Raw genomic sequence first — 26,810 nt, forward strand, 5'->3', positions numbered from 1 at the left:
GATTGTGTTGTTTGGCCGGAGATGGCGATCAGAGTGGGTGCAAATGCCCTTGATGCAGTACGAGACGCTGATCGGCCAAGGCTTCAATGTCTTCACTATCATGACTAACCAAGATAATTGCCGTGCCCTGTTTTTTCATATTAAGCACCTGTAACCAGAGGCGCTGACGGGTGTCGTCATCCACCCCGGTGAAGGGTTCATCCAGCAGCAAGAGTGGCTGGGCCCGTAACATCACCCGAGCCAAGGCCACCCGCTGACGTTGGCCGCCCGATAGCTCCGCCGGCATGCGCTCGCGCATTCCCCCCAAACCGAGTTGTTCCAGCATCCAGATAATTTGCTGTTGTTGGGCTGCACTGAGCTTGAGGCCAGGGTGAATACCGACGCCAATATTGGCCCACACCGGCAAATGCTCGAACAGGTTATGTTCTTGAAACAGGGTCGACAGTGGCCGTTGCCAGGGAGCAAGTTGCAGCCAGCTGTGTCCTTCCCAACTGATGTGACCGGCGTGGGGGGTTAAAAAACCGGCGATCAGATTGAGCAGGGTGCTTTTGCCACTGCCGCTGGGACCTTCAATGGCGACTGCTTGGCCAGGCAGAAGGCGTAGATTGAATTGGTAGGCATGGTCAGGGTAGCTAAAGCTGAGTTGGTTCAGTTCAAGCATGATGAGTCTTCCGGTGTCCCCAATAATGCCCCAGGGCAAAAATGAACGCGGCGGTCAGCACTAACAGTAGCGCGGTGCCGGCGGCTTCCTGTAAGCGATAGGCCCCTAATTGTTGATAGAGCAATAACGGTAGGGTTGGGCTGGCAGGACTGCCAAAGAGCGCGACGACACTAAAGTCTCCCAGGGAAATCGCCGCTGCGTAAGCCCAGGCCAGGGCCAGGGGTTGACGCAATTGTGGCCAGACTAACCAGCGCCAGCGATACCAACCCCGTAAATTCAAACTGTCGGCCAGGCGTAAACTGGGTTGGGAAAGGTTCTGTAGCGGGGCTCGAACAATATGTAGGGCAAAGGGCAGCGCCATTAAGCTGTTAATCAGAATAATGGCCAGCTGGCCATAGTGAAGCATGTTGACCAGAGGCTGCAGTAGTACAAATAAGCCGACTCCGAGGACTAAAGCGGGAAACAGCAGAATCACGTGGCCACTCATTTCCAGTGCAGCGGCTAGCCTGAGTCGCAGCTGGCCACGCCAATAGCGAGCCGCTCCCTGTAAGGCCAGGGCGAGACTAAGCGCCAGCAGGCCTGCACAGCTGGCAATCCAGGCGCTTTGCCACCAAGCCAGCCACAGGCGACTGGAGGCTAGTTGCTGTATGAAGCCAGGAATGCCGCTCCAGAGTACGGCAAATAGCGGGGGCAGTAACAACAGCATCAGGGCTAGAATCAGTAGCCAATCTAAGGCACGTCCCCAGCCTCGGGCATCGGCACGGGGCCAGTGACTGGGAGTTAGCATCGGGCTGAGATTCATACGGGTGCCCAGGTGACTGACCCACCACCAGAGTAACGCCCCCAGGCTTAGCTGCAGCATCGCCAGAATGGCCGCACGGCCAATATCCCAGTCAAACTTCAAGGCTTGATAAATAGCTAACTCCAGTGTGGTGGCGCGGGGGCCGCCACCAAGTACCATAATGATGGCAAAGCTGGTGAAGCAGAGGGTAAACACCAGCGCAAAGAGTCGGGCTAACATCGGCCGGATGCAGGGCCATTCCAGCGTTCGCCAAACCAAGCGACTGTGCCAGCCGTATTGCGCAACCAGGCGCCAATGCTGCGAGGGGATAGCTTGCAGCTCCTGCAGCAGAATACGGGCACAGAGTGGCAGATTAAAAAAGACATGGGCCAGCAGGATGCCGGATAAACCGTATAGGTAAGAGGGAGGCTGCCAACCCCACTCTTGCAACAACATAGGTAGCCAGCCTTGACGACCATGTACCTGCACCAGGGCGTAGATCACCACCATGCTGGGCAACACCAGGCATAGCTCAAGCACGCGAATGAGCCAGCGTCTTCCTGGCCATTGGCTTTGCCGCGCCAGGGCACGGGCTACAGGAATCGCCAAGAGGACGCTGAGCAGGGCGGAGAGTCCGGCTTGCCAAAGGCTAAAGCGAACCACCCGCCATAAGTAGGCATCGTTAGCTAGGCCTTGCCAGTCGGAAAGCTCGGCATGGCGCAGCAATGCCCCCAGACTGGTACTGACAAGCAGTAACAACAGGGCTGCGGCCAGGCTGCCAGGCAGATATTGCCAAGCAGCATGGCTCAGGGGCGGTTTGCTTGATGCGCGGCGGCTGTGCACTTAGCGGCTGCTCGCTTCCAGCCAGGCATCTACCCAGGCTTTACGCTGGGCATGCACTTCTTCAGGGGTAAATACCAGTGTCTGGCTTGGCTGAATCAGCCGAGAGAAGGCCTGGGGCAGTTCCTGACCCAGATCGACTACGGGGTACATTACGTTGCCAAGAGGGATTTGCTGTTGAAATGCAGGGCTCAAAGTGAAGGCAAGAAAGCGCTCGGCCAGTTCAGCTTCTTTGCTCACCGCAACCTTAGCGGCGACTTCGACCTGCATGTAGTGGCCTTCACTAAAGGCAGCCGCTTGGTATTTATCAGTTTTATCGATTTCCATGTGGTAGGCCGGCGAAGTGCTATAGGACAACACCATAGGTGCCTCTCCATTCATAAATAAGGAGAAGTAAGCCTCACTCCAACCTTTGGTTACTGCCAGGGTTTTCTTGCTGAGTTTGGCCCAGGCCTCCGGCGCTTGATCGCCATAGACTTTCTGTACCCATAGCAGTAATCCTAAACCGGGTGTGCTGGTGCGGGGGTCCTGAATGATGATCTTCAAATCATCCGGCGCATCGACCAGCTCTTGCAGGCTCTTGGGTGGATTGGGCAGCTTTTCAGTGTCATAGACAAAAGCAAAGTAACCCCAGTCATAAGGAACGAAGGTGTCGTCTTGCCAGCGCAGGGGTAACTTCAGATTGCTGGTATCAACCTGATTGGTGGCAAGTAGACCGCTGCTTTTCGCTTCAGCCATCAGGTTCATATCCAGGCCGAGGACGACGTCGGCCTGGGTGCTTTCCCCTTCAAGGCGCAAGCGTTGCAGAATACCAACGGCATCCTCCATAGCGACAAACTCTAGGGTGCAGTTACATTCCGCTTCAAAGGCCGCTTTGATTTTAGGACCGGGACCCCACTCAGCGGTGAAGGAGTCATAGGTATACACCGTCAAGGTGGGGTTGGCAGCTAAGGCTACCGTGCTGGCACCCGCCAGCAGGCTGGCTAATAACCAGGATGAAAGAGCACGACCGGACATGCCACTCTCCTTATAAATGCAAGCAAATGGCAGCCCATCCTCAAGGGATGATAGCCGCCACTTTGCAAAGGGTTGAAAAGTGGCGCAGCAATGGACTTGGACTCAAATCCCTGCGCCAGTATGATCTGGATCAGGTTCGACGGGTTAGCTTGGCTTCTCAGCCCGGCAGTTGCTACAACTAACAGGCACCCCGTTGAGCCGTCGGCATCATACCACTATTGGTGGCTAAGGTTGTAGAACAGAGGTAATTATGGAACTGGTTGATTTGTTGAAAACCCTGGTAACGGATGATGGATCCGACCTCTACTTTTCCCCAGGGGCACCGGCCAGTGCTAAATTCCACGGTACAATGCGGCCACTGACGGAAGCACTGATGCCGGATGAGGTGCGGCGTCTGCTCTATGGCGCGATGACTGAAGAGCAAATTGCCGAGTTTAAGCGCAAGCAGGAACTGAACTTTGCCTTGTCTGTGCCAAAAGTGGGACGCTTTCGGGTTAACCTCTTTGTTCAACGCGGCCAAACCGGCGCCGTCATTCGAAATATTAAGACTGAAATCCCCGATTTCGATGCATTGGGCTTGCCGCCGATCCTCAAAGAGATCGTGATGGATAAACAGGGCCTGGTGCTCTTTGTCGGCTCGACGGGGTCAGGTAAGTCGACCTCCCTCGCTGCCTTGATTGATCACCGCAATATTAACCACTGCGGTCATATCATCACCATTGAAGACCCGATTGAGTATTTGCACCGACACAAAAAATCCATCGTCAACCAGCGTGAAGTGGGGATGGATACCCATACCTACTTTGATGCCTTGAAAAATACGCTGCGCCAGGCGCCGGATTTGATTCTGATTGGTGAGATTCGCGACCGGGAAACCATGGAGTATGCCCTGACCTTTGCCGAGACAGGGCACCTTACCCTATCTACTCTGCACGCCAACAATGCCAACCAGGCTTTGGATCGTATCCTGAACTTCTTCCCGGAGGATCGTCATCGTCAGATTCTGCATGATCTATCACTCAATATCCGTGCCTTTGTCTCGCAGCGTTTGCTGCCCACTGTGGACGGCAAGCGCTGTGCCGCTTTTGAGATTCTGGTGCGTACCTCCACCGTCAGTGATCTGATCAAACGTGGTGAGATTGCAGAGTTGAAAGACATCATGGCCAAGTCAAACCACATTGGCATGATGACCTTCGATCAGTCGATTTTTAAACTATTCAAGGAAGGGCGTATCACCGAAGAGGTGGCACTGCGCAATGCGGACTCGGCCAACAATATGCGACTGATGATCAAGTTACTGAAAGATGGCAATAGCGCTATTCACCAGCCTAGCCAAGGGGAAGATGGCAAGCCGCGTTTTGAGGTGGAATAGCTCTGGGTAATTTTTGAGTCGATAACTGTAACAGAAGTTGATTGCTTGGCGGCCCTGCAAACCAGTAAGATTGTAGCTTTTGCTTCGTTTGGTAGGAACTGCAAATGATATCGGTAATCTTAGCTGGTGGCGTTGGCTCACGCCTGTGGCCTCTTTCACGTAACCTCTATCCCAAGCAATTTCTTCCACTTGCGAGTGAACTGAGCTTCTTGCAAGACACCGCGATTCGTTTGCAACAAACGGGTTTATGTAAGAGCACATTAGTGATCACTAATGAAGATTTCCGCTTTATTGTAGCAGAGCAATTTCGGCAGCTTGGCCAGGATGCAAGTAGTCTGGATATCGTCTTGGAGCCGATCGGACGTAATACTTGCCCTGCATTAGTTATTGCGGCACTTGTATTGAAAAGAAAAGGCCTTGGTAAGGAAGTTATGCTAGTTGCCCCATCTGATCACTATATTGAAGATCAAGATGGATTTAACCAATCAGTTGAAGCAGCAATACAGTTTGCCAAACAAGGCTATATTGCAACATTTGGTATCACTCCAGATCGTCCTGAAACTGGATTTGGGTATATTGAAAAGTGCAATGACTCAAATGAGATTAAGCGATTTATAGAAAAACCAACACTTCTTGTTGCTAAAGAACTTATTACTGATCCCAATATGTATTGGAATAGTGGTATGTTCGCATTTACTGCAGACTCATTTCTTGACGAAGTGGCGCAGTATGCCCCTGAAATTTTGGAAATATGCCAAGATGCAATTCTTGAAGATAGTAAGGAATTCATTCGCCTAAATGCGGAAATCTTTGCTAACTGTCAAGATATTTCCATAGATTATGCAGTGATGGAGCGCACATCTAAAGGAGTGGTAGTCCCCCTTTCAGCGAAGTGGTCTGATGTAGGTTCTCTCACCGCTTTAGGAGAGCTGCTAGAGCAAGATGATCAAGAAAATGCTCTATACGGAAGAGTAGAAGCGCTGCAAACGAAAAATAGCATGCTCTATAGCCAAGGCCCCCTCATTGTTACGCATCAGTGTAAAGATTTAATGGTCGTGGCTACCAAAGATGCTGTTTTAGTAGCGCCAAAGTCTGAAGCTCAAAGCGTTAAAAATGTTGTAGCGCATTTAAAAGAAAAAGCTGCAAGTGAAATTTTTAGTCATACTCAAGTTTATAGACCTTGGGGATATTATGAGTCGCTTGCTTCGGGAGAAGGTTTTCAAGTTAAAAGAATAATTGTTCACCCTAACCAGCGTTTATCATTACAACGACATAAGTATCGAGCAGAACACTGGATAGTAGTTAGAGGTTCGGCAACAGTTACATGTGGAGAACGTATTTTTACTCTAAATGTAAATGAATCTACCTATATTCCTCAGACGGCTATTCATCGCTTGGAGAATAAAGGCTCGCAAGACTTAGAAATTATTGAAATTCAGTCTGGAAGTTATTTGGGTGAAGACGATATAGAAAGGTTGGAAGATGTTTATGGACGGAGTTAGTCTATGAACGTAGTTGTTAATTTAACTAGCCTTTCATCTGCTCTTACAGGGATTGGGTACTATACATTTAACTTATCTAAAGTTCTGATAGAGCATGATGACGTATATGGTTTCTCTGGCTCTCACTGGTACGGTAATTTGCGGGCGGAGTATTTTTCTAATTATTTTAAATCAACGGCTAAAGTAGCCAGTAGCACTCAAAGCAAGCATCGAAAATTTATTGGCAGTATCCCAGGTGCGAGACTGCTATGGAGAGCTTTGCAAAAGAGCAGACTTGATGGAAAAATTCGCTCTATACCTGAAGGAGTGTATTGGGAACCAAACTTCATACCTGTCAATAGCAAATCAAATAATGTTATTACAGTGCATGACTTGTCGCATATTAGGCATCCTGAATGTCATCCTGAAGAAAGAGTGAGATTTTTAAACAGGTATTTAGAGGAAAGTATAAATAAAGCTTCTGGGATTGTTACTGTTTCTGAGTTTTCTAAAGAGGAAATTTTGCACTTTTTTCCCAGTGCCAAAAATAAGAAAATTTACATTGTGCATCCAGCTGCAGGGGATAATTTTCATCCAAGAAGCTTAAGTGGCTCTGCAAATGTACTAAAGAAATATAATATTAATCAAGACTATATTGTAGCGTTAGGTACATTGGAGCCTAGAAAGAATCTTTCTATGCTATTGGATGCGTTTTCATTATTACCTATTGAAATTCGGCGCTCATTTCCGCTGTTACTAATTGGGGGGATGGGATGGAAAAATGCCGAGTTGGTAAAAAGACTAACAGCCTTTGAGGAGGTGGGAGAGGTAAGGCGTCTGGGTTACATACCAGATGAAGATTTACCTTTTGTTTTGGGGGCTGCAAAGCTTCTAGTATACCCATCGATATATGAAGGATTTGGCATGCCTGTATTAGAGGCTATGAAGTCTGGTGTGCCGGTTATTACCTCAAAAGCACAGGCTTTGTTAGAAGTAGGGGGTGAGGCAATACTCTCGGCTGAGAATAAAGAAGAAATGGCGCATCATATTTCATCATTGCTGAATAATAGCACACTCTATTCAACTCATCAGAGTCTTTCATTAAAGCAAGCAAGACGTTTTTCTTGGAATCAGTCAGCAGATGTGTTGCGACATGCGCTAATGGAGTGCCGTTAGTGCTTGAAGAAGATAAAGTTCAGCATTTTATGTATAGTTTTTTTTTGGTAGTAATTATTTCTTATTTTTCTTCTTTATTGCTTGGGGTGTTGTTTTCCATGTTGGTTGGTTTGGCCAAAGAAATTTATGATCACTATTTTGGTAGTGGGTTTTGCTATAAGGATATGTGGGCAAATGTTTGTGGAATATGTTTAGCTATGGTGGTTTTAGTATGATAGGAAAAGTGCGCTCCTATGCTCGACAAATTCGACTGGCAGTTATTCTGTCCTGGAAAGATTTGGTTGATGGCTATAAAGGCTCTGTGTTAGGAGGTCTGTGGGCAGTCTTTAATCCACTTTCACAAATATTAATATTTGCGCTGGTATTTTCAAAGTTCATGGGGGCTAGATTGCCAGAGCTGGCAGATAAGTTTACCCATTTTGGTTATAGCGTTTATTTAATTAGCGGTTTACTTGTGTGGAATTTTTTTGCTGGTAGCTTAACAGGAGGTGCGAATGTTTTCTTTGCAAAAAGAGGCATTGTTTCAAAGGTTAGATCACCACTAAGACTCTTTCCACTAAGTAATACGCTAACCAATTTTTATATTTTCGTGATTTCAGTTTTGTTTTTTCTTGTTTTTTTGCTTCTGGTTGGTGGTTCAATAAATTACAAGTTTCTTTATCTTTTTCCGATGATTTTGCTGCTTTTTTTATTTTCATTTTATCTGGGTTCCTTTTTTGCTTTGCTCGGGTTGTATGTGCAAGATGTAAAGGAAATATTAAATATTTTTGTTCAGGTTGGTTTTTGGTTTACTCCTATTGTTTATACGAAAGATATTCTCCCTCATAGTATCCAAAGTTTGATTTACTTTAATCCAATCTATTGGTGGATTGAGTCTATGAGAGGGGTAGTTCTTTATAATGAAGCTCCAGATAAACTATTTTGGGTATATGCCATTGTAGTGGTTTTTGCTAGTTATGTAATATCTTCGTTTTTTTATAAGAAGCTCGAGAGTGATGCGCGGGATATAATTTAAAATGATTGAAGTAACAGAGTTAAATAAATCTTTTAAATCCTACAGCTCTCCTTATCAGCGATTGATTGAGGCGCTTTTTGGTAAAAAACGCCATAAGTCAATGCCTGTTCTTAAAAATATATCTTTTTCATTAAGGGATGGAGAGACTCTTGGTATTTTAGGCCGAAATGGTGCCGGAAAATCAACACTATTGAAGCTTCTTGCTGGTGTCCTAGTTCAGGATTCTGGGTCTATTCAAACAAGTGGTAGCGTTGCGGCATTGCTTGAGCTGGGAACAGGGTTTGATCCGGCCTTATCTGGAGCCGAAAATATTAAGCTTAATGGCTTATTAATTGGAATGTCAGAAAAGGATATTGAGGAAAGGCGAGAAGATATTGTCGCGTTCTCGGAGTTAGGTGAATTTATTCATCAGCCATTAAGAACGTACTCTTCTGGTATGGCCATGCGTTTGGCGTTTTCAATTGCAATACATGCTAATCCGAGCTGTTTTATTATTGATGAAGCATTATCTGTAGGTGATGGGCATTTTCAACAAAAGTGCTTCCAAAGAATTAAGGATTTTCAAGCTTCAGGAGGTAGTATAATTTTTGTTTCTCATGACCTGAATGCAGTGAAGCTAATCTGTGATCGAGTAATAGTGCTTGAAAAGGGAGAGGTGTTTATTGATACCAATCCAGCTGATGCGGTTAATGTTTACAATAAAATATTATCTGGTCATGCAGAAGATTATTATGAGAGAGAGACAGCAGCATACGGTAATGAGCAGGCCGTTATTGTAGATGCTTATTTGACGAATGAAAGTGTTAAAGCTGAAAATTTTGCCACAGGTGAAAACTGTAAATTAGTTTTAAGTGTCAAGGCGGTCGAGAATTTAAGTAATGTCACTGTTGGTATGCTTATTCGAGATAGATTTGGCCAAGATATATTTGGGATAAATACTTTTCAGCTAGGCGGAGGTGTTGATTTATACAAAGGGGAGTTACAGCAGTTTTTACTTGAATTTCCTCTAAATATAGCCCCAGGTAAGTATACTATTACATTAGCTCTGCATGACTCAGATCACCATTTAGATCAGTGTTATCATTGGTGCGACAATATTATTCAGTTCGAAGTAGCGGGAGTCATTGGGCCAAAATTTAGTGGTGTATGTCGCTTACCAGTCATTTTCTCAGGCATTAGTCATGAAAGCTGACTACGATCCACACTACGTTACTAGTTGCGGGAGCGAAATCAGTAACTCTTTCCGCAAAAAGATGTTGGATTTTTTTGTTGCTTTAACTCTTTTATTAAGTCTTAGTCCCTTAGTGATTTTTTTGTCTATTTTGCTCTTTGTCTTTTATGGCGAATCACCTATTTTTGTGCAAAAGAGAGTAGGGTTGAATGGGGCCGTTTTTAGGATATTTAAGCTTAGGACTATGCGCTCTTCTGGTAATGCTAACGTAATTACACCAATAGGTAAGGTGTTGCGTAAATATCGGCTGGATGAGTTGCCACAGCTGGTAAATGTGTTACTAGGGGATATGAGTTTGATTGGACCTCGTCCAGAAAGCTTGGAGTTAGCATATCTATATGAAAGTGAAGTAAGGTTTTTCGGATTGCGCCACTGTGTTAGGCCAGGAATAACTGGTTGGGCTCAAATTAACCAAGGGCATGTGATTGGCGTGGATCAAACAGAAAGGAAATTAGAGCTTGATTTGTATTACATAACTAATTGGACATTTTTGCTGGATATCTATATAGCATACAAAACCCTTGGGGTTGTTTTTGCTGGAAAAGAGAGAGTTGTTTAATATGAATGAAGCGAAAAGTTTTCCTGAGTTGATGGCTGTAATTCAGGCAGAAGCAAGTGCCATTAAAAGTGTAGGCCAGCAAGTTGATAATTTTAAAGCAGTTAAGGCTGTTTCAGTTGTAAAAAGTGGCGATGTTAAAAATATTGCGTCTTTAATGCTGGCTAAGAAAAAGCTGGTGAATTTATTTTTGCTTGATGCAAATAAGTTTGTCGAATTGGTGTATAGGTTTTTGTTAGGGCGAGCTGTTGATGCAGATGGTCTAGAGAATTATTCGAATGGCTTGCTAAAAGGAAAGATTGCTAAGCTGGATGTGGTTGCTGACTTGGTAATGTCAAAAGAATTTTCCTTGGATAGGGCCATTGCTGTTGATGTTGGCCGTTTTATATTTTTGGCAAAGCAAGTTAAGCTTTTACGAAAAATTGGCAAGGTGCCTGGAGTGGGGCGGCTGGCAAGGTTAATTGTAAAACGCTGGGATATTAAAATTTCTCGTGAAGCACTTTTTTTTATTAGCGATATTCTAGTAAATGAAAAGTTAATCGGTAAGAGTGAAGGTCGCGGGTTAGATAATTTATTGATGGAGATTGCTAACCTGAGTGAAGGCTTTCACGAACAAGAAGAAAAAATTGCTACTAAATTGAATCATGTTGATAAAGTTGTTTCGGCAGCTAAACATGATTTTTTTTATAAGTCAGAGCAACTACGTGTTGCCCTGAGTGGAAATTCTAATAGTTCTTTTGATGATAAATTTGTTGCGGCGACATTAAATGAAGTCGATGCTTTTTATGTGGCTTTTGAGAATGCTTGCCGTGGAAGTGAAAATGAAATTAGAGCCAGGCAGGAAAAATATTTACCTTTTATGCAGAAGGCTAAGGAGGATACGGGGTCGAATTTAGTTTTAGATATCGGCTGCGGACGGGGAGAGTGGATGTCTCTGCTAAAAGAGCATGCCTATACGTCTGAGGGAGTGGATGTTAATGCTGTGATGAGTACTCTTTGCCGGGAGAAAGGGCTAAGTTCAACACATGCGGACGCTGTCTCTTATTTAGAAAGGGTAAGTGATGGTCGGTATGCCTCTATTACTGCTTTTCATGTCATTGAGCACCTACCGTTCCCTGTTCTTTTCCAACTTTGTAAACTTATTCATCAGAAGCTGTTATCTGGTGGTATTGTTGTTTTTGAAACACCGAATCCTGAAAATGTTTTGGTTGGCAGTCATACGTTTTATCATGATCCCACTCACCGTAATCCAATTACGCCTACATTAGCTGTTTTTATGCTTGAGTATTTTGGTTTTGTGAATGTCCAGGTTGAACGACTTAATCCATACCCTGAGTCGGCTAAAGTTGAAGGTTTTGATGATTTGACTGAACGCGTGAATGGGCATTTTTGTGGGCCTCAAGATTATGCTGTAATTGGATTCAAACCGTAGAATTATTATGAAAATTATACTGACAGCCAATAATGTTCCTTTTATTCAAGGCGGTGCAGAGTTTCATGTTGCAAACTTAGAAAGGTCCATGCGTGCTCATGGGCACGATGTTTGTACAATTAAGCTACCTTTTCACTTCTCTCCCTATGAAGAAGTAGAGAGGTTAATGGCTTACTGCTCTGAAAGTAAATTGAAAAGCTTTAATGGCCATGCTGTGGATAAGGTTGTGAGCTTACAGTTTCCTGGGTATGGGATGAGCCACCCTGAGCACATTGTATGGGTAATGCATCAATATCGTGCTGTTTATGAGCTATATGATGCCAATCAGACTGATGAGAAGTTAAAAAGCCTTAAGAAAAATATTGAACAGTATGATTGTTCAGCTTTTGAAAAGGCAAAGAAAGTTTTTGCTAACTCAGAACGAGTGGCAGAAAGAATACGTCAGTATAATGGGTTCGAAGCGACCCGTTTGTACCATCCCCCACCTAATGCTGATACTTTTTATTCTGCGAAGTCATTCAACTATATTTTTTGCCCAAGTCGGTTAGAACGACTCAAAAGGCAGGATTTGTTGATAGAGGCTGCACGTTATATTAAGAGTCCTTTGTATATTGTTATTGCTGGTACAGGTGGGCAGCAAGATTATTACCAAGGGCTAATTGAGAAGTATGATCTTGCTGATAAAGTTAAGCTGCTTGGAAGTGTGACAGAGCAAGAGAAAATTGCTCTTTATGCCAGGGCTCATAGCGTTTTCTTTGCTCCCTTTGATGAAGACTATGGGTATATTACTCTGGAAGCTTTTTATTCTGGCAAGCCGGTGATTACTTGCACTGACTCTGGTGGGCCACTTGAGTTTGTTCAACATCAAGAAAATGGTTGGGTTTGCAAACCAGATCCGCAAGAAATTGCGAGAGTGATTGATGAAAGCTATGCCAATCGATCACATACAGAAGATATGGGATTGTTTGCAAAGGAATATATCGAAAAATTAGACCTTAATTGGAATAAGGTAGTCGATACGCTGCTAGGAGACTAACTTTGAAAGTGGCAATTATTGCTCCCAGTCCCGTCCCTTTTACGATTGGTGGTGCAGAGAAGTTATGGCTTGGTATGCAAAGCCATTTTAATAGTTTGCCAGGGGTGCAGTGTGAATTAATAAAGGTTGTTGTTGATGAACGGACCTTTTCTGGAGTGTTGGCGGCGTATCGAGACTTTAGTCAGTTAAGTCTGAGCCATTTTGATCTAGTTATTTCTACTAAGTATCCGGCGTGGATGGTCAAGCATGATAATCATATTGTTTACATGCAGCATAAATTGCGTGGACTATATGACGCTTACCACTTTTGTAAAAAGCCTACTTACTTTTCTCCTGTTAGCGATCAGGAAATTGAGTTAAAAGAAAGTTTAGATCGTTTGAATGATCATAAGGATCTACCAGCTTTCTTTAATTTATTGCAAAAGCAGGGTTACTTTAGTGGCGAAAAGGATGACTGCTTTCCTGGGCCCATCGCGCGAGCCATTGTTCATGCTTTAGATAGAGTGGGTTTGTCACCTCACTCCATTGAAAGATATTTTTGTATTTCCAAGAATGTAAGGGAAAGACAAGATTACTTTCCTGATGGTGTTTATCCTAGGGTTTTATATCATCCTAGTGATTTGTGTAATTATCGGTGTGTTACGCCGGAGCATATTTTTACAGTTAGTCGGCTGGATTCTGCTAAGAGAATCGATTTGCTTGTTTCTGCTTATAGGAAGAGCACTTGCCAAGTTAAGTTTTATATTGCGGGAGAAGGCGCAGAGAGAGCGAGGCTTGAAAAGCTGGCAGGGGGGGATGAGCGGATTGTATTTGTTGGTCGGTTAACGGATGAAGAAATATTAGATTATTACTCAAAGTCATATTTTATTCCTTATGTTCCTTATGATGAGGATTACGGCTTAATTACCATTGAGAGCTTCTTATCATCTAAACCCATCCTGACTTGTAGTGATTCTGGGGGTTCGCTGGAGTGGGTACAGCATAATGTGACTGGCTTTGTCGCCGAGCCAACAGAGCAAAGCCTTAGCGCTGCATTTAATTATCTTGGGGATAATCTAGAGCAGGTTGCCCAGATGGGGCGTAATGCTTTTGATTTGGTGAAGCGTAAAATTAGCTGGGATAATATTGCCGGTGTGCTATTGGCGGAAAAACATGCGAAGTCTATTGCTATTGTAAATGATTTCTGCGTATATCCGCCAGTGAGTGGTGGGCAGGCACGAGTATTTTACCTTGCCCAAGCTTTGTCGAGTTATATTAATGTTCGCTTGATTTGTTTTTCGCCTGAAGGTGGGCAGGCTAAAGAGCTGCAGATTTCGCGCAGTTTTGTTATTCAAGAGATACCGAAGCCGCAAGGGTTTAATCAGCATATGATTAAGCTGGAAGATGAGCTTAATTGTAGTGCAGGGGATATTGCGGCTATGCTTTTTTTGCCGAAAGTATTTTCTGATTTTTTAGCGCTGCTCAAGAAAAGTCTAAAAGGGTATAAAACAGTAGTCTGTGAACATGCCTATGTATACCCAGTTGTTAAAGCGGTTCATCGCGCTAACTTTATCTATGATGCGCATAATGTTGAGTATGATATTAAGCATAGTATTTGGCAGGGTTCTGGCAAAGAGAAAGCATTAAACCAACTGTTAAAGGTTGAAAAAGAATTGTGGCTGCATGCTAAGCTGGTGTTGGCCTGTTCTGCAAAAGATATTGATCGTTTTCAGCAACTCTATGGTAAAAGAAGGCATGCTGATCCTGTATTGTTGCCGAATGGTGTGGTGTACCAGCCTTTGTGTCTAGATGAAGAAAGACGTGCTCAAATTCGGACGAAGCTAGGGGTAGTCAAGCGCAAAGTTTGCGTTTTTATTGGGAGTCGTCATCAGCCTAATGTTGTGGCACTTAATGAAATACTGATGACGGCAGCACAATTGCATGATGTTGATTTCTGGGTGCTGGGCAATGTTTGTGAGGCAGTTAAGGATACTGTACCTGCTAATGTCACCTTATGGGGTACCGTCGCAGATGCGGAAAAACATGTGCTCTTGGAGTGTGCTGATGTTGGGTTAAACCTAGTTTATTCTGGCTCGGGTACTAACTTGAAAGTATTGGACTATTTGGCCCATGGTTTACAGGTTATTACCACTCAGGTGGGGGCCAGGGGGTTTGAGTCTATCCCCTCTCAGTTGTTGAAGATTGTCGATGACCATGCGTGGGGTAATCTCGTGATCGGCTTGGCAGAGGCCGATGCTAATAGCCGAATACAAGCTAATCAAAGTGTTTATCACTATGGTTGGCATGCGCTAGTTGAATCGGTTGTTGATGAAGTGTTGGCTATTTGCTAGCCCCGCCTATCGGGCCGAAGGTTGTATCAAGTAAAAGGAGGGGAAGCATTAGCGAGATGCTTCCTCTTTTTACTGGGAAGTACGGCCTTTACGGCGGCGGCAATGCCTCTGGGATTAACCGGCTACCTGATCCAGAAGGGGCCGCCTATTGGCAGTCGCGTTTTGATAGTGGGTTAAAGGATGACAAATTGAATGATGCCTTTCATGGTGGGATTAAAAACTCCGACTGCGCCATTGCGCCTACGGGCGGATTTTGTAATTAACTTTTTTGCAGGTTAATGGCAAAAACCTGCAACAGACAATAAAGTCAATTATTTATATGATTGGCTTTATTGAAATTGCTTAAAGGGACGTTTAGCTATGCACCTCTTTCACCGATACTTTACGGCGGTTAAAAAAGAAGCGGAGACTGGTCAATTGCTAGCTTCATCCCATTATAATCGGGATGTTGGTTACTATATTGTTGGGCAAAGTAAGCTATTTGAGGGATGGGGCGGCTCGTTAGCATTTCATTATTATAACAATCCATTTAACGGCGCTAATTATATGAGTAGCCGTTATACGCCCTATGTGACCAGCAAACAAAATACGGCGGGCTGGGATGCCTTAACCGACCCTAACTTTCCGCGCCCCAAAATGGGGCAGGCGGAAAAGGTGGTCAGTAAGTACCAAAACCTGAGTGAGAGTACCTGGTTTGGTTTACTGATGGGGGAAACCTATCAGGTCAATAGTGCAGTCTCGGTGGAGATTCATCCCTATTGGGAGCGGATGATGCTGGACTCCCTGCTGCGGGATATTGCGGGCAAAAAGTCCGTTCCCTTTAGTGGCAGTAAAAGTGCCTTTGATACCCACTACTTTGAAAGTGGCTTGGCCCACCCAGAGATTGCTCCGGTGGTGAATATGAACCCTGAGCAATTTGATGCGCAAACCGTATTCTTCCTGCTTAACTCCCTGACTTTTATGAAGCTCAGTGAGGCCGATAAGTTTAGCTTTATGACCCTGACAACGGTGAATCAGGTGGCTTTTACCCTGTTGGAGAGTGTGGAGCAAAAAGCAGCTTTTTTGGCTCAACATGCAGGGGAGGTGGAGATAGTGGATCGTAAGGGGTCTTACTATTATCTTGACCCAAAAATTGACGTATCGAGCAAAGCAGAGTCCCATTACATTGATTTATCGCCTAACTATCAAAAGGCGGTGGATTTAATGCACAGCAAGGGCATGAGCAAAACCGATTTGTTTAATGCCTGGAAAGCGGAGTTTCAGGCCCAAACCCAGGATATGGACTTTAGCCAAGTGCGGGATGAACTCAAGGGCGTGTTCCAGCTTTATAAGGGCATGTTAGATCGCGTACCGGACAAGGGCGGCTATGAGTATTGGTTAGGGCGGCTCAATAACGGGGAGATTCTGGAAAAGCTGGCCTTGGACTTTGCGTGGTCAGCGGAGTTTCAGACCAAGGCAGGGGGCACCCCAGGTAGTGCACCGACCTTTGATCAAACCCTGACGGCGCTTTATAAAGTGGTACTGGGGCGTGATCCCGATGCGGGTGGTTATGCCTGGTGGCAGGATTACTTTAATCAGAGTAATGATCTGGGGCGAGTGGTGACGGGCTTTACTTGGTCGCCTGAGTATGAAAGCAAGGTAGACGAGGATGTTACCGCTTGGCTTGTCACCAATTATGGCCCCAATCTACGGGAGATGGATTGGCATAAGGTAGGCTTTGATCAAGCTGAGATTGACAGCATCAAGCCAGTTGGGGTGTTTGATTACAACGCAGTAGATGGGTATGCGGGAGTGATGCTATGAGTTTATTGGGGCGTATGTTTTGAAGGGCGATGCGCCCTTCATTGCATTTTTAACCCGCCAGCCGGCTATCCATTTCTTCACAGACCCAGTGGCCAATCAGCATATGGGCTTCCTGAATACGGGCGGTTTCGTTACTGGGCATGCGCAAGGTGACATCCGCTAAGGCCAGCAATTTACCGCCACTTTCGCCAGTCCAGGCATAGGTAAAGCAGCCTAGCTCTTTGGCTGCGCGGATGCCATCGATGACATTGGCGCTATTACCTGAGGTGGACAGGCCGATGACCAAGTCCTGGGGGCGGGCGAGGGCCTGGATTTGGCGGGTAAAGACGCTGTCGTAGCTGTAATCATTGGAGTGAGCGGTCAGGATAGAGGTGTCCACCGTCAGGGCGATGGCGCCCAGTGGACGGCGCTCGGCCTTGTAACGCACGACAAACTCCGCCGCCAGGTGCTGGCAATCCGCCGCGCTGCCGCCGTTACCCATAAAAATCAGTTTACCGCCCTGCGCCAAGCACGCTTCGACCCGGTCTGCCAGTTCCAGCACCTGAGGCTCCAGGCTGCTTAGCTGGTTAAACACCTGGAGGTGGCGGGTTAGGGTGGCATGAAAGGTGGAGGCGCTCATAGACAGTCCTTAAGCTCAAATAGGCACAGAGGCAGCAGTTTAACAAAGCCGTTGAGCAGCGCCCAGAATTTAGCAGCCGCGGGGGCTAATCTCACCTTTTAGCACGACTGCGCTTGAGCAAGGGCCGCTAGACAAGCGCCTGTTTAGTTTTTACACTGCGGCTCATTACTTGTCGGGGTGCTGCCTGAGCAGCTGAGAAATACCCGTAGAACCTGATCCAGTTTGTACTGGCGTAGGGAACAAGCCTCAGACACTGCTGTGTCTCTCTTGTTTATCTCCTTGGATGGAGTCCTCGCCGGTACCTGTAGCGAGGCGAACTCCATGCATGTTCCTCCCGCCCAGGTACTGACCATCGCCGGCTCGGATTCGAGTGGTGGGGCCGGTATTCAGGCCGATTTGAAAACCTTTATGGCGCTGGGTTGTTATGGCGCTTCTGTGATTACCGCGATCACCGCGCAGAATACTTGTGGCGTCCAGCAGGCACAGGCGTTGTCTGCTGAGCTGGTGGTGGGGCAATTGCAGGCGGTGCTCCAGGATTTGAATATTCGTGCGATTAAAACCGGCATGTTGGCCAACAGGGCCATTATTCAGGCGATCGCACCGCTGTTACAACAAGCCGCTATTCCGTTGGTATTGGACCCTGTGATGTTGGCCAAGAGTGGCCATGCCTTATTAGCGGAGGACGCAATAGAGGCATTTTGCCAGCTACTGTTGCCCCAGGCTCAACTGATTACCCCTAATTTGCCGGAGGCTGCGGCACTTTGTCAGCGTGCTGAGCCAGATAATGAAGACGAGATGCAGGAGCTGGCGGCAGCCTTGTTGCTGCGGGGGGCCAAAGCGGTGCTGCTTAAGGGCGGGCACTTGGCTGGCCCTGAGGCGGTGGACTGGTTTACTGATGGCCAGCATTGGCAGCGTTTTGCCAGTCCTCGCATTGCTACCCGTAATAGTCACGGTACTGGTTGTACTCTGGCCGCGGCGATTTGCGCAGGCTTAGGACAAGGGTTGCCGTTATTGGCCGCCATTGAGCAAGCCAAGCGCTATCTACAACAGGCCCTCGCCCAGGCAGATGCCTTGGCGGTGGGTCAGGGGCATGGCCCTTTACACCATGCGCACGCCTGGTGGCCGCTTCCCGCCACTGCCCCCACCCTTTAGTTCTGAGGAGCCACCCATGTTAGACCAGCATTTGAGTGAACGAGCCCAGGTTGATGAAGCCTCGGTACAGCCCTTTCCTGCCTCACGCAAGATTTACATTGAGGGCAGTCGTGCTGATATCCGGGTACCGATGCGGGAAATTAGCCTGACCCCGACCCCTGCGCAGTTTGGCGCGGAAGAAAACCCACCCCTGCGGGTATATGATACCTCTGGCCCCTACACTGATCCGGCGGTGTCCATTGATGTGCGCAAGGGCTTGGCGGACATTCGCACCCCTTGGTTGTTGGAACGGGGGGACTGCGAACAGTTGGCGAGTTTGACCTCTGAATATGGCCAGCGCCGTGCTAATGACCCGACCTTGGCAGCTTTGCGCTTTGATTTGGCCCGCCAGCCACGTCGGGCCAAGGCCGGACGCAATGTCACCCAGATGCACTATGCCAAGCGTGGCATTATCACCCCAGAAATGGAGTACGTGGCCATCCGGGAAAACATGAAGCTACAGTTGGCCAAAGAGAATGCTCTGCTGCAAAGCCAGCACCCTGGCCAGAGCTTTGGCGCCGCGATTCCGGCCGAGATTACCCCTGAGTTTGTGCGCAGTGAAATTGCCCGTGGGCGGGCGATCATCCCGGCCAATATTAACCACGTTGAGCTGGAGCCGATGATTATCGGTCGCAATTTCCTCACTAAAATCAACGGCAACATCGGTAATTCGGCGGTGACCTCCTCCATTGAGGAAGAAGTGGCCAAGATGACCTGGGGTATCCGCTGGGGTGCCGATACCATCATGGACTTATCTACCGGCAAGCATATCCATGAAACCCGCGAGTGGATTCTGCGTAATAGCCCGGTACCTATTGGTACAGTGCCGATCTATCAGGCCTTAGAAAAAGTGGGGGGCGTGGCAGAGGATCTGAACTGGGATATTTTCCGCGATACTTTGATTGAGCAGGCGGAGCAGGGGGTGGATTATTTCACCATCCATGCTGGGGTGTTGTTGCGCTATGTGCCGCTGACGGCGAAGCGCCTGACCGGTATTGTCAGCCGCGGCGGCTCTATCATGGCTAAGTGGTGTTTGGCCCATCACCAGGAGAACTTCCTCTATACCCATTTCGAGGAAATCTGCGAGATTATGAAGGCCTATGATGTGTCCTTCAGCCTCGGGGATGGACTACGCCCGGGCTCCATTGCCGATGCCAATGATGCGGCTCAGTTCGGTGAGCTGGAAACCCTGGGGGAGCTGACCCAGATCGCCTGGAAACACGATGTGCAAACCATGATCGAGGGCCCTGGGCATGTGCCGATGCACATGATCAAGGAGAACATGGACAAACAGCTGCGGGAATGCGGCGAGGCGCCTTTCTATACCCTGGGGCCGTTGACCACGGACATTGCACCGGGTTATGACCACATCACTTCCGGCATTGGTGCGGCGATGATCGGTTGGTTTGGCTGTGCCATGCTGTGCTATGTCACGCCGAAAGAGCACCTGGGCCTACCCAATAAAGATGATGTTAAGACCGGCATCATTACTTACAAGATTGCCGCCCATGCCGCTGATCTGGCGAAGGGCCATCCGGGTGCGCAGATTCGCGATAATGCGATGTCAAAAGCGCGTTTTGAGTTCCGCTGGGAAGATCAGTTCAATATTGGTTTGGATCCGGATACCGCGCGGGCTTTCCATGATGAAACCCTGCCTAAGGAGTCAGCCAAGGTGGCGCACTTCTGCTCCATGTGCGGGCCCAAGTTCTGCTCGATGAAAATCAGTCAGGAAGTGCGGGAGCTGGACGCGGGCCAGCTTGCCGCGATTGAAGCTCAGGCCCAAGCGGGCATGGAAAGCATGGCGGAAGAGTTCCGCCAGCAAGGTGGTCGTTTATACCACGAGGTTTAACCAGTGGTTAGGCGATAAACAGAACGGGCACCCAGGTGCCCGTTCTGTTATCTGCCATTGATTGGAGACGATCAGTTGCTCGCATGCAGCTTGGCTTGCTGGCGCTCTCGATCCTTTTGTTGTCGATAGCTTTTTGCTGCTGCGGGGACGGGGGTCACCTTGCCGGTTTCCAGCCAGGTGCGTAAACGGCTGGCATCGGCCACATGGGTGTATTTGCCAAAGGAGTCCAACACCACCAGGGCCACTGGACGCTTGTTGATGTAAGTGCGCATTACCAAGCAGTGCCCGGCGGCATTGGTAAAGCCGGTTTTGGTCAGGCGAATATCCCAGTTGCGCTTATTGCGTACCAACGGATTGGTGTTGACGAAATCCAGGCTGTAGCTCGGTTGACGAAACTGTACGGTTTTCTTGGCGGTGGTGCTCAGTTCATTCATCAGAGGATATTTCTGGCTGGCGACCACTAACTTGACCAGGTCTTCGGCGTTGGAGACGTTTTTGGCCGATAACCCTGTTGGTTCAACAAAGCGGGTGTTTTTCATCCCCAGGGCTTTGGCTTTGTTATTCATCGCTTTGATAAAGGCTTTGTAGCCGCCAGGGTAATGTACGGCCAAGCTGTTGGTGGCACGGTTTTCCGAAGACATCAGCGCCAGCAGCAGCATCTCTTTACGGCTGATTTTGCTTTGCAGACGCAGGCGCGAATAGACCCCCTTTAAATCTTTATTGTGACTGATATCGACACTGATCAGTTCGGTCATGGATTGCTTGGCATCCAGCACCACCATGGCGGTCATCAGCTTCGTTACTGAGGCAATGGGGAGCACCATTTTCGGATTGCTGGAGTAGAGTACCTTGTTGGTTTGTAGATCCACCACCAGGGCACTGCCGGAAGCCAGTTCCTGTTTTTGTGATTGGGCATTGCCTTTGCTGGCAGCCCAACTGGGCAGGCTGACGAGACAAAGCAGGGAGAAAACCAGTAAGGGCAGAACGAGCAGAGAGCGCAGTGCAGGCATGATGATATCGGCTGCTAAAGGGTGGAATTGGGCCCAGAACGGTAGGGCAGTGATCAGGCGGCGCTGATTATAGTGCAAGGCGGTCTGACTCCTAGCAGCTGATGCAAAAATTATTGTTATTTTTCAAAGTAGTTAGTCAGGTTAACTGGCTTGGCTATCCTTCTGCTGACTTTTGTTGGGGAGTAAGTAGCGCTGTTCAAACATTTCTCGGGCAATAGGCGGAGAGAACAAGAAGCCCTGGACAGTGTCAAAGCCATGTTCGGCCAGCCAGTGCAATTGCGCGGGTGTCTCTACCCCTTCGGCGACGACTTCAATGCCGAGGATATTGCCCAGCGAGCTGATAATACGGGTCACTGCGCTGTCATTGGGGAGCTTGGCGACAAAGGAGCGGTCGGCCTTGAGAATGTCTAAGGGCAGGCGCTGAACGTAAGAGAGGGAGGAGTAACCGGTACCAAAATCATCCAAGGCCACCTTGAGGCCTAATTTGCGCACTTCCTCTAACACTTGGGTGGCCTTAGCCAGGTTGCGCATGATGGTGGTTTCGGTGATCTCAATCTCCAGCAGCTGTGACGGAATGGCATATTGGCTGAGCAGGGTGGCAAGACGTTGACTGAAGCCGGGGTTAAGCAGTTGGGCCGGGGCGACGTTAATCGCAATAGGAACAGCGCACTGCTGGGCGATCCAGCTATGCAGGGTGCGGCAGGCCTCTTCTAACACCCAGTCGCCCAAGGGCAGAATCAGCTTGGTCTCTTCGGCTATAGGGATGAATTGGGCCGGGGAGATGATCTGGCCATCCTGACGAATCCAGCGCAGCAGCGCCTCACAGCCTGTCACCTGACGGGTTTTAATCGCGAGTTTCGGCTGGAAGTAGAGTTGGAATTCGCCATTATGGATGGCTTTGAGCAGGTTGTTCTCAATCTGTAGATGAATTCGCGCCTGCTCGGTCAACTCGGCTTTAAAGAAGGCCCATTGCTGCACGCCATCATTTTTGGCGCTGTTCATTGCCACATCGGCGTGGCGCATGAGGAGGTCGGGGTTATCGCCATCTTCCGGAAAGAGAGCAATCCCCACTGACGCGCTGGGGGAGATGGTCATGCCCTCCAGCTCTACTGGCTCGCGCAGGTGGCCGAGCATGTCCTCAACGTGATCAAGAATGGCTTCCGGAGATTCGGAGGTGGGGAGCAGGGCGACAAACTCATCGCTGCCAAGCCGAGCGACCAGAACCCCCTTGGGCAGGGTTTGCTGTAGGCGCATGGCGACTTGCTGCAGCAGGGCATCTCCTTGTTGGTGGCCGAGGGAGTCATTGATGTTTTTGAATCGATCCAGGTCGATCATTAACAGCGCGAAGCTGGCATCCTGGGACTGGGCGGTTTCAATGCGTTGAGCCAGGGTCTCCATCAACAGCGCGCGGTTGGCCAAACCAGTCAGACCATCCCGTGTCGCCATCCGGGTCAGGCTGATTTGACTATCAGCCAGGGCGCGAAGGTGGTTATTACAAGCGGTGACCACCATGCCCAGTTCATCTTTTTCATGGCCTTTGGGGGTTTGCAACATGCGCCCACCGGGGTGCATGGGATCGAGTGCCCCCATGGCATGCCCCAGGCTGATCAGCGGACGGGTAAGAAAACGGTGGAATAGGGTGGTCAGCACCAGGGCAATCAGAATGGCCTGTACCAGGCTGCTGAGCAAGGTCACCCAGGCGGTATCGATCCAGCTTTGCAGAAGGTAAGTTGGGTCTCCTTCCAGCTCCAGGGTAGCAATGACCTGGCGGTTATCCCCGCTGGCATTGGGGGCGTAGAGGTTACGAGTGAGGCGTTGGGGAGGGCCAAATAACCAGGTTGCCATGGCGGAGTAGTCCGGTGCACTTACCTGGCGCAAGTCCGCCAGGCGCCGCCCTTCTAGCAGCGTTAAGCGGCCTGCTTGAACACCATCCAAGGCCAGAATGCCGTGCAGGGTTTGAATGGCTAAGGCGTCGTTAATCTCCCAGGCGGCAACGGTCATGGGACGATAAGCAGATTCCTGCACTTGTTGCAGCAACACAACCTGACGGGCTTGATGTTGACGGGTAAGGGCGGAGAGCTGAAACGCCAAAAAAATCAACGTTAGCAACAGCGTGGCAACGGTGACATAGAGTAGCTGTGTGAGCGTAAGCGAACGCTGTACCTGCATAAAAGCGTGATCCCCGATCAAGCTGGTTATGTACTTTCCCGCCCGGTGCATCCGGGAGACTGCCAGGCACAGCATGCTGTGCAGCGATTGATGGAGCAGGCTCCATTGATCAGCTAAAGAATTAACATAATCGCTTCTAAAAACAAGCAGTTATATCGACTGGGTCGCCCGGGTGAAAGCCGAGGTCATTCCTTCCTTTGCCGGTTATCCATTAGTGATAGCCCAGAATAAGGGCGGAGGCAAAGATTCTTTGGTGCAGTGCATTAAATGTGCCGAGCCTAGCCAGCACCTGTAAAGGTGCTGGATCAAGCGTTGTGGCGATTATTCCGGCACTAACCATTCCAGTACTAGTTTGGCTTGATCGTCCTGTCCTAAAGTCTGGCGTAGCCATTCTCCTGCCGGTTGCAGGCGCTCCTGTAACTGCCAGGGCGGATTGATGATCAACATGCCAGAGCCGCTAAATACCCCTTGTTCAGCCGCTTTGACATGGAGCTCAGCCAATAGAATTTTGCGGATACCGCTCAGGGTCAGGCGGCGGTGCAGTTGCATCACCTCACGGCGGTCTTTGATCGGGTACCAGATGGCGTAGCAGCCGGTTGGCCAGCGCTTATGGGCTTTTTGGATGGCTTCGGCCAGCTTTTTGAACTCGTTATCCTGTTCAAAAGGAGGGTCAATCAGCACCAAACCGCGCTTTTCCGTCGGAGGTAGGCACGCTTGCAGGCTCTGGTAGGCATCTTCCCGGCGCAGGCTGACCTGGCGCTGACCTTTAAACAGTTCGGTTAACTGCTGCTGATCTTCCGGGTGCAGCTCATTGAGAATCAGGCTGTCTTGCGGGCGGCGCAACATGGCAGCCAGCCAGGGGGAGCCTGGATAACTCTGTGGCTGTTCGGCACGACACTGTTCAACCAGTTGCAGGTAGCGTTGTAGTAATTCGGGTAAATGAGTGTGCTGGCTCAGGCGACCAATGCCCTGATCGGCTTCGGCGGTTTTGCGTGCTTGCTCGGCATCCAGGTTGTAACGGCCAATGCCGGCATGGGTATCAAGATAGCAAAACGCTTTGTCTTTTTGCTTTAACGCATCCAGGAGCGCAACCAGGACAAGATGCTTCCAAACATCGGCAAAATTGCCGGCATGGTAGATGTGGCGGTAGTTCAAGTTCGACCCAACTCTTTAGTGCTATTCTCTGGCACAATAAGCGCCAGCTATGACGGCGCAGCATAGCACAACTTGCATGAGGCACAGAGACATGTGGCAGTCGCATCCTTACGCCTGTCGTCAACAGATTCGGCAACAGTGCTGGCGCAAGCATACCGCCCATCTGGCGGCTGGCTTTGTGCAGGCCAATTTAGTCGTGGTGCCTGCTGCATATGCGGACGATTTTGCTCAGTTTTGCCAAGCCAATGCTCAGGCTTGTCCCTTGTTGGCGCAAACCGAGCCTGGGCAGTGGCAGTTGCCGCACTGGGGCGAGGATATTGATCTGCGCCAGGATGTGCCTCGTTATCGTGTTTTTCAGCATGGTCAGTGTATTGAGCAGCCGACTTCGGTGCTCGATATTTGGCAGCCAGACTGGGTGAGCTTTCTGCTGGGTTGTTCGTTTTCTTTTGACGCGGCGCTGGCTGAGGCTGGGGTGCCACCGCGCCACTGGCAGCAAGGGCGTAATGTGCCGATGTATATTACCCATATTGCCAGTCAGACTGTCGGTCCTTTTCGTGGGCCGCTGGTGGTGAGTATGCGCCCTTACCGTGTCGATCAGGTGGCAAGGGTGTTGGAAGTGACGCGTCAGTGTCCCCAGGTGCATGGTGCGCCGTTACAGATTGGCCAACCCCTGAGTTTGGGGATTAAGGATCTGTCTCAGCCGGACTTTGGCGAGGCGGTTGAGCTTGCCAGTGATGAACTGCCACTGTTTTGGGCCTGCGGGGTGACGCCGCAATTGGCCTTGCAGCAGGCCAGATTGCCAATTGCGGTGACCCATTCCCCTGGTTGTATGCTGATTACTGACATCCCTCAGCGGCAATTGCAGCAACATCTGGCACGATCAGGATAAAGCAGAGAAACACTCTGATTTGAATATCTTTTTTCTGGATGACAGCGGATGCTCTAGGCTATGACTCTGCTGTCATTTGATTGTCATTTGAGTGTCACATACTAGCCTGACTGTGTTCTGACAGGTGCAGGGGTGACCACAAGGAGGCCAACGTGCGTTTTAATGCCAGTCAGCGTTTTTACCCCGAAACCCGTATGCGTCGTATGCGCGCGGATGAGTTTTCCCGCCGCTTGATGCGTGAGCATGTGCTTACCACGAACGATCTGATCTACCCCGTGTTTGTGTTGGAGGGGCAAGGGCAGCGCGAGCCTGTAGTATCGATGCCAGGGGTGGAGCGTTTGAGTATCGATTTGTTGGTGGCGGAGGCCAAGCAGTTGGTGAGTTTAGGCATCCCTGCGCTGGCGTTGTTTCCGGTCACCCCTGCCTCTGCCAAGTCTGAGCTGGCTGAGGAGGCCTACAACCCCGATGGTCTGGCGCAACGGGCGATCAAGGCGATTAAAGATGCCTGCCCTGAGCTTGGGGTGATTACCGATGTGGCGCTCGATCCTTTTACCACCCATGGTCAGGACGGCATCATCGATGGGCAGGGTTATGTGCTAAATGACCGCACGGTGGATACGTTGATTCGCCAGGCGCTCTCCCACGCGCAAGCTGGGGCGGATGTGGTAGCACCCTCGGATATGATGGATGGCCGTATTGGTGGAATTCGTGAGGAGCTGGAGGCGGCTGGGTTCGTGAATACCCGTATCCTGTCCTATGCTGCCAAATATGCATCTGCCTATTATGGCCCTTTCCGTGACGCAGTGGGCTCGGCGGGTAACCTGGGCAAGGGCAACAAGTATTCGTACCAGATGGACCCAGCCAACTCTGATGAAGCCTTGCATGAGGTGGCACTGGATCTGGCGGAAGGGGCCGATATGGTGATGGTGAAGCCCGGTATGCCCTATCTGGATATTGTGCGCCGGGTAAAAGACGAATTTGGCGTGCCGACTTTTGTGTATCAGGTATCCGGTGAATATGCCATGCATATGGCTGCGGGCCAGCAGGGCTGGATTGATGCCGAGGCCACCCTGATGGAAGCGCTGGTGGGCATGAAACGTGCAGGGGCGGATGGCATTCTGACCTACTTTGCCAAACGTGCCGCACAACTATTAAATCAGTAAGCGGGTATAGGCTGACGGGGCGATATGCGCCCCG

The 26,810-nt window shown here is 48.9% G+C and carries 22 protein-coding genes and 2 riboswitches; of the genes, 15 read left to right on the forward strand and 7 right to left on the reverse strand.

What is annotated here, in order from left to right:
- Positions 1-28 precede the first annotated feature (28 nt).
- Genes Q334_RS17780 through thiB form a run of 3 tightly spaced genes read right to left on the reverse strand, consistent with a single transcriptional unit; the run spans position 29 to position 3,299 of the window.
- A complete protein-coding gene (locus Q334_RS17780) occupies positions 29-661 on the reverse strand; it encodes a thiamine ABC transporter ATP-binding protein (RefSeq protein ID WP_035460548.1) in 633 nt (210 codons plus the stop codon).
- A complete protein-coding gene (gene thiP, locus Q334_RS17785; protein ID WP_051527465.1) occupies positions 654-2,285 on the reverse strand; it encodes a thiamine/thiamine pyrophosphate ABC transporter permease in 1,632 nt (543 codons plus the stop codon). Before thiP ends, Q334_RS17780 begins: the two co-directional genes overlap by 8 nt.
- Positions 2,286-3,299 (reverse strand): thiamine ABC transporter substrate binding subunit, encoded by a 1,014-nt coding sequence (gene thiB, locus Q334_RS0102745; protein ID WP_051527466.1) that lies wholly within the window; start codon positions 3,297-3,299, stop codon positions 2,286-2,288.
- An 89-nt stretch (positions 3,300-3,388) separates the two neighbouring features.
- Positions 3,389-3,502, reverse strand: a riboswitch (TPP riboswitch).
- 47 nt (positions 3,503-3,549) lie between these two features.
- On the opposite strand from thiB, the gene Q334_RS17790 reads away from it, so the two are divergent.
- From Q334_RS17790 to Q334_RS0102815, 11 genes are all read left to right on the forward strand, one after another.
- On the forward strand, positions 3,550-4,671 hold the full coding sequence (locus tag Q334_RS17790; protein ID WP_051527467.1) for a PilT/PilU family type 4a pilus ATPase: 1,122 nt from the start codon (positions 3,550-3,552) through the stop codon (positions 4,669-4,671).
- A gap of 104 nt (positions 4,672-4,775) precedes the next feature.
- Complete coding sequence (locus tag Q334_RS0102755; RefSeq protein ID WP_035460549.1) at positions 4,776-6,173, forward strand: mannose-1-phosphate guanylyltransferase/mannose-6-phosphate isomerase; 1,398 nt, start codon at positions 4,776-4,778, stop codon at positions 6,171-6,173.
- Positions 6,174-6,176: 3 nt separating this feature from the next.
- Entirely contained in the window at positions 6,177-7,328 is a 1,152-nt protein-coding gene (locus tag Q334_RS20230; RefSeq protein ID WP_081414307.1) for a glycosyltransferase family 4 protein, read from the forward strand.
- Entirely contained in the window at positions 7,328-7,543 is a 216-nt protein-coding gene (locus Q334_RS20390; RefSeq protein ID WP_027311870.1) for a hypothetical protein, read from the forward strand. The genes Q334_RS20230 and Q334_RS20390 overlap by 1 nt, the downstream gene beginning before the upstream one ends.
- On the forward strand, positions 7,516-8,343 hold the full coding sequence (locus Q334_RS17795; protein WP_081414308.1) for an ABC transporter permease: 828 nt from the start codon (positions 7,516-7,518) through the stop codon (positions 8,341-8,343). Before Q334_RS20390 ends, Q334_RS17795 begins: the two co-directional genes overlap by 28 nt.
- A 1-nt stretch (position 8,344) precedes the next feature.
- A complete protein-coding gene (locus Q334_RS0102780) occupies positions 8,345-9,535 on the forward strand; it encodes an ABC transporter ATP-binding protein (protein ID WP_027311871.1) in 1,191 nt (396 codons plus the stop codon).
- Positions 9,525-10,133 carry a sugar transferase gene (locus tag Q334_RS17800; RefSeq protein WP_051527469.1) on the forward strand — a complete coding sequence of 203 codons (609 nt, stop codon included), beginning with the start codon at positions 9,525-9,527 and terminating at the stop codon, positions 10,131-10,133. Before Q334_RS0102780 ends, Q334_RS17800 begins: the two co-directional genes overlap by 11 nt.
- Before the next feature lies 1 nt (position 10,134).
- A complete protein-coding gene (locus Q334_RS19800) occupies positions 10,135-11,562 on the forward strand; it encodes a class I SAM-dependent methyltransferase (protein WP_051527470.1) in 1,428 nt (475 codons plus the stop codon).
- Positions 11,563-11,569: 7 nt separating this feature from the next.
- Complete coding sequence (locus Q334_RS0102795; protein ID WP_027311872.1) at positions 11,570-12,598, forward strand: glycosyltransferase family 4 protein; 1,029 nt, start codon at positions 11,570-11,572, stop codon at positions 12,596-12,598.
- A gap of 8 nt (positions 12,599-12,606) precedes the next feature.
- Positions 12,607-14,928 (forward strand): glycosyltransferase family 4 protein, encoded by a 2,322-nt coding sequence (locus Q334_RS20235; RefSeq protein WP_245593655.1) that lies wholly within the window; start codon positions 12,607-12,609, stop codon positions 14,926-14,928.
- A gap of 546 nt (positions 14,929-15,474) precedes the next feature.
- Positions 15,475-16,731: a DUF4214 domain-containing protein gene (locus tag Q334_RS0102815; RefSeq protein ID WP_162157412.1), complete on the forward strand. Its 1,257-nt coding sequence runs from the start codon at positions 15,475-15,477 to the stop codon at positions 16,729-16,731.
- A 49-nt stretch (positions 16,732-16,780) separates the two neighbouring features.
- On the opposite strand, the gene Q334_RS0102820 is transcribed toward Q334_RS0102815, so the two are convergent.
- Positions 16,781-17,350: a D-sedoheptulose-7-phosphate isomerase gene (locus tag Q334_RS0102820; RefSeq protein WP_027311877.1), complete on the reverse strand. Its 570-nt coding sequence runs from the start codon at positions 17,348-17,350 to the stop codon at positions 16,781-16,783.
- Between the two features lie 163 nt (positions 17,351-17,513).
- A riboswitch (TPP riboswitch) is annotated at positions 17,514-17,606 on the forward strand.
- Between the two features lie 65 nt (positions 17,607-17,671).
- Between Q334_RS0102820 and thiD the strand changes: the two genes are divergently transcribed.
- Both thiD and thiC read left to right on the forward strand, forming a co-directional pair.
- Positions 17,672-18,502 (forward strand): bifunctional hydroxymethylpyrimidine kinase/phosphomethylpyrimidine kinase, encoded by an 831-nt coding sequence (gene thiD / locus Q334_RS0102825; RefSeq protein WP_027311878.1) that lies wholly within the window; start codon positions 17,672-17,674, stop codon positions 18,500-18,502.
- Between the two features lie 16 nt (positions 18,503-18,518).
- Positions 18,519-20,390, forward strand: coding sequence for a phosphomethylpyrimidine synthase ThiC (gene thiC / locus Q334_RS0102830; RefSeq protein ID WP_027311879.1), 1,872 nt, complete (start codon positions 18,519-18,521; stop codon positions 20,388-20,390).
- Between the two features lie 71 nt (positions 20,391-20,461).
- On the opposite strand, the gene pbpG is transcribed toward thiC, so the two are convergent.
- The 3 genes from pbpG to Q334_RS0102845 all read right to left on the reverse strand — a co-directional run bounded on the left by pbpG (position 20,462) and on the right by Q334_RS0102845 (position 24,724).
- Positions 20,462-21,478, reverse strand: coding sequence for a D-alanyl-D-alanine endopeptidase (pbpG, locus tag Q334_RS0102835; protein ID WP_211249476.1), 1,017 nt, complete (start codon positions 21,476-21,478; stop codon positions 20,462-20,464).
- Positions 21,479-21,541: 63 nt separating this feature from the next.
- Positions 21,542-23,569 carry a putative bifunctional diguanylate cyclase/phosphodiesterase gene (locus Q334_RS0102840; protein ID WP_027311881.1) on the reverse strand — a complete coding sequence of 676 codons (2,028 nt, stop codon included), beginning with the start codon at positions 23,567-23,569 and terminating at the stop codon, positions 21,542-21,544.
- Positions 23,570-23,890: 321 nt separating this feature from the next.
- Positions 23,891-24,724 carry a 23S rRNA (adenine(2030)-N(6))-methyltransferase RlmJ gene (locus Q334_RS0102845; protein ID WP_027311882.1) on the reverse strand — a complete coding sequence of 278 codons (834 nt, stop codon included), beginning with the start codon at positions 24,722-24,724 and terminating at the stop codon, positions 23,891-23,893.
- Positions 24,725-24,815: 91 nt separating this feature from the next.
- Between Q334_RS0102845 and Q334_RS0102850 the strand changes: the two genes are divergently transcribed.
- Together Q334_RS0102850 and hemB are read left to right on the forward strand one after the other, a co-directional pair.
- Positions 24,816-25,613: a putative hydro-lyase gene (locus Q334_RS0102850; protein WP_027311883.1), complete on the forward strand. Its 798-nt coding sequence runs from the start codon at positions 24,816-24,818 to the stop codon at positions 25,611-25,613.
- A gap of 152 nt (positions 25,614-25,765) precedes the next feature.
- A complete protein-coding gene (hemB, locus tag Q334_RS0102855) occupies positions 25,766-26,776 on the forward strand; it encodes a porphobilinogen synthase (protein WP_027311884.1) in 1,011 nt (336 codons plus the stop codon).
- The last annotated feature ends 34 nt before the right edge of the window (positions 26,777-26,810 follow it).

Source organism: Balneatrix alpica DSM 16621 (genome assembly GCF_000619885.1).
Classification (GTDB): domain Bacteria; phylum Pseudomonadota; class Gammaproteobacteria; order Pseudomonadales; family Balneatricaceae; genus Balneatrix; species Balneatrix alpica.

Coding starts and splice junctions, on each gene's coding strand:
- Q334_RS0102815 (WP_162157412.1), top strand. CDS start 15,475: ATGAGTAGCCGTTATACGCCCTATGTGACCAGCAAACAAAATACGGCG.
- thiC (WP_027311879.1), top strand. CDS start 18,519: ATGTTAGACCAGCATTTGAGTGAACGAGCCCAGGTTGATGAAGCCTCG.
- Q334_RS0102780 (WP_027311871.1), top strand. CDS start 8,345: ATGATTGAAGTAACAGAGTTAAATAAATCTTTTAAATCCTACAGCTCT.
- Q334_RS17795 (WP_081414308.1), top strand. CDS start 7,516: ATGTTTAGCTATGGTGGTTTTAGTATGATAGGAAAAGTGCGCTCCTAT.
- Q334_RS17790 (WP_051527467.1), top strand. CDS start 3,550: ATGGAACTGGTTGATTTGTTGAAAACCCTGGTAACGGATGATGGATCC.
- thiB (WP_051527466.1), bottom strand. CDS start 3,299: ATGTCCGGTCGTGCTCTTTCATCCTGGTTATTAGCCAGCCTGCTGGCG.
- Q334_RS17780 (WP_035460548.1), bottom strand. CDS start 661: ATGCTTGAACTGAACCAACTCAGCTTTAGCTACCCTGACCATGCCTAC.
- Q334_RS0102755 (WP_035460549.1), top strand. CDS start 4,776: ATGATATCGGTAATCTTAGCTGGTGGCGTTGGCTCACGCCTGTGGCCT.
- Q334_RS20230 (WP_081414307.1), top strand. CDS start 6,177: ATGAACGTAGTTGTTAATTTAACTAGCCTTTCATCTGCTCTTACAGGG.
- thiD (WP_027311878.1), top strand. CDS start 17,672: ATGCATGTTCCTCCCGCCCAGGTACTGACCATCGCCGGCTCGGATTCG.
- Q334_RS0102795 (WP_027311872.1), top strand. CDS start 11,570: ATGAAAATTATACTGACAGCCAATAATGTTCCTTTTATTCAAGGCGGT.
- Q334_RS0102820 (WP_027311877.1), bottom strand. CDS start 17,350: ATGAGCGCCTCCACCTTTCATGCCACCCTAACCCGCCACCTCCAGGTG.
- Q334_RS19800 (WP_051527470.1), top strand. CDS start 10,135: ATGAATGAAGCGAAAAGTTTTCCTGAGTTGATGGCTGTAATTCAGGCA.
- Q334_RS0102850 (WP_027311883.1), top strand. CDS start 24,816: ATGTGGCAGTCGCATCCTTACGCCTGTCGTCAACAGATTCGGCAACAG.
- Q334_RS17800 (WP_051527469.1), top strand. CDS start 9,525: ATGAAAGCTGACTACGATCCACACTACGTTACTAGTTGCGGGAGCGAA.
- Q334_RS0102840 (WP_027311881.1), bottom strand. CDS start 23,569: ATGCAGGTACAGCGTTCGCTTACGCTCACACAGCTACTCTATGTCACC.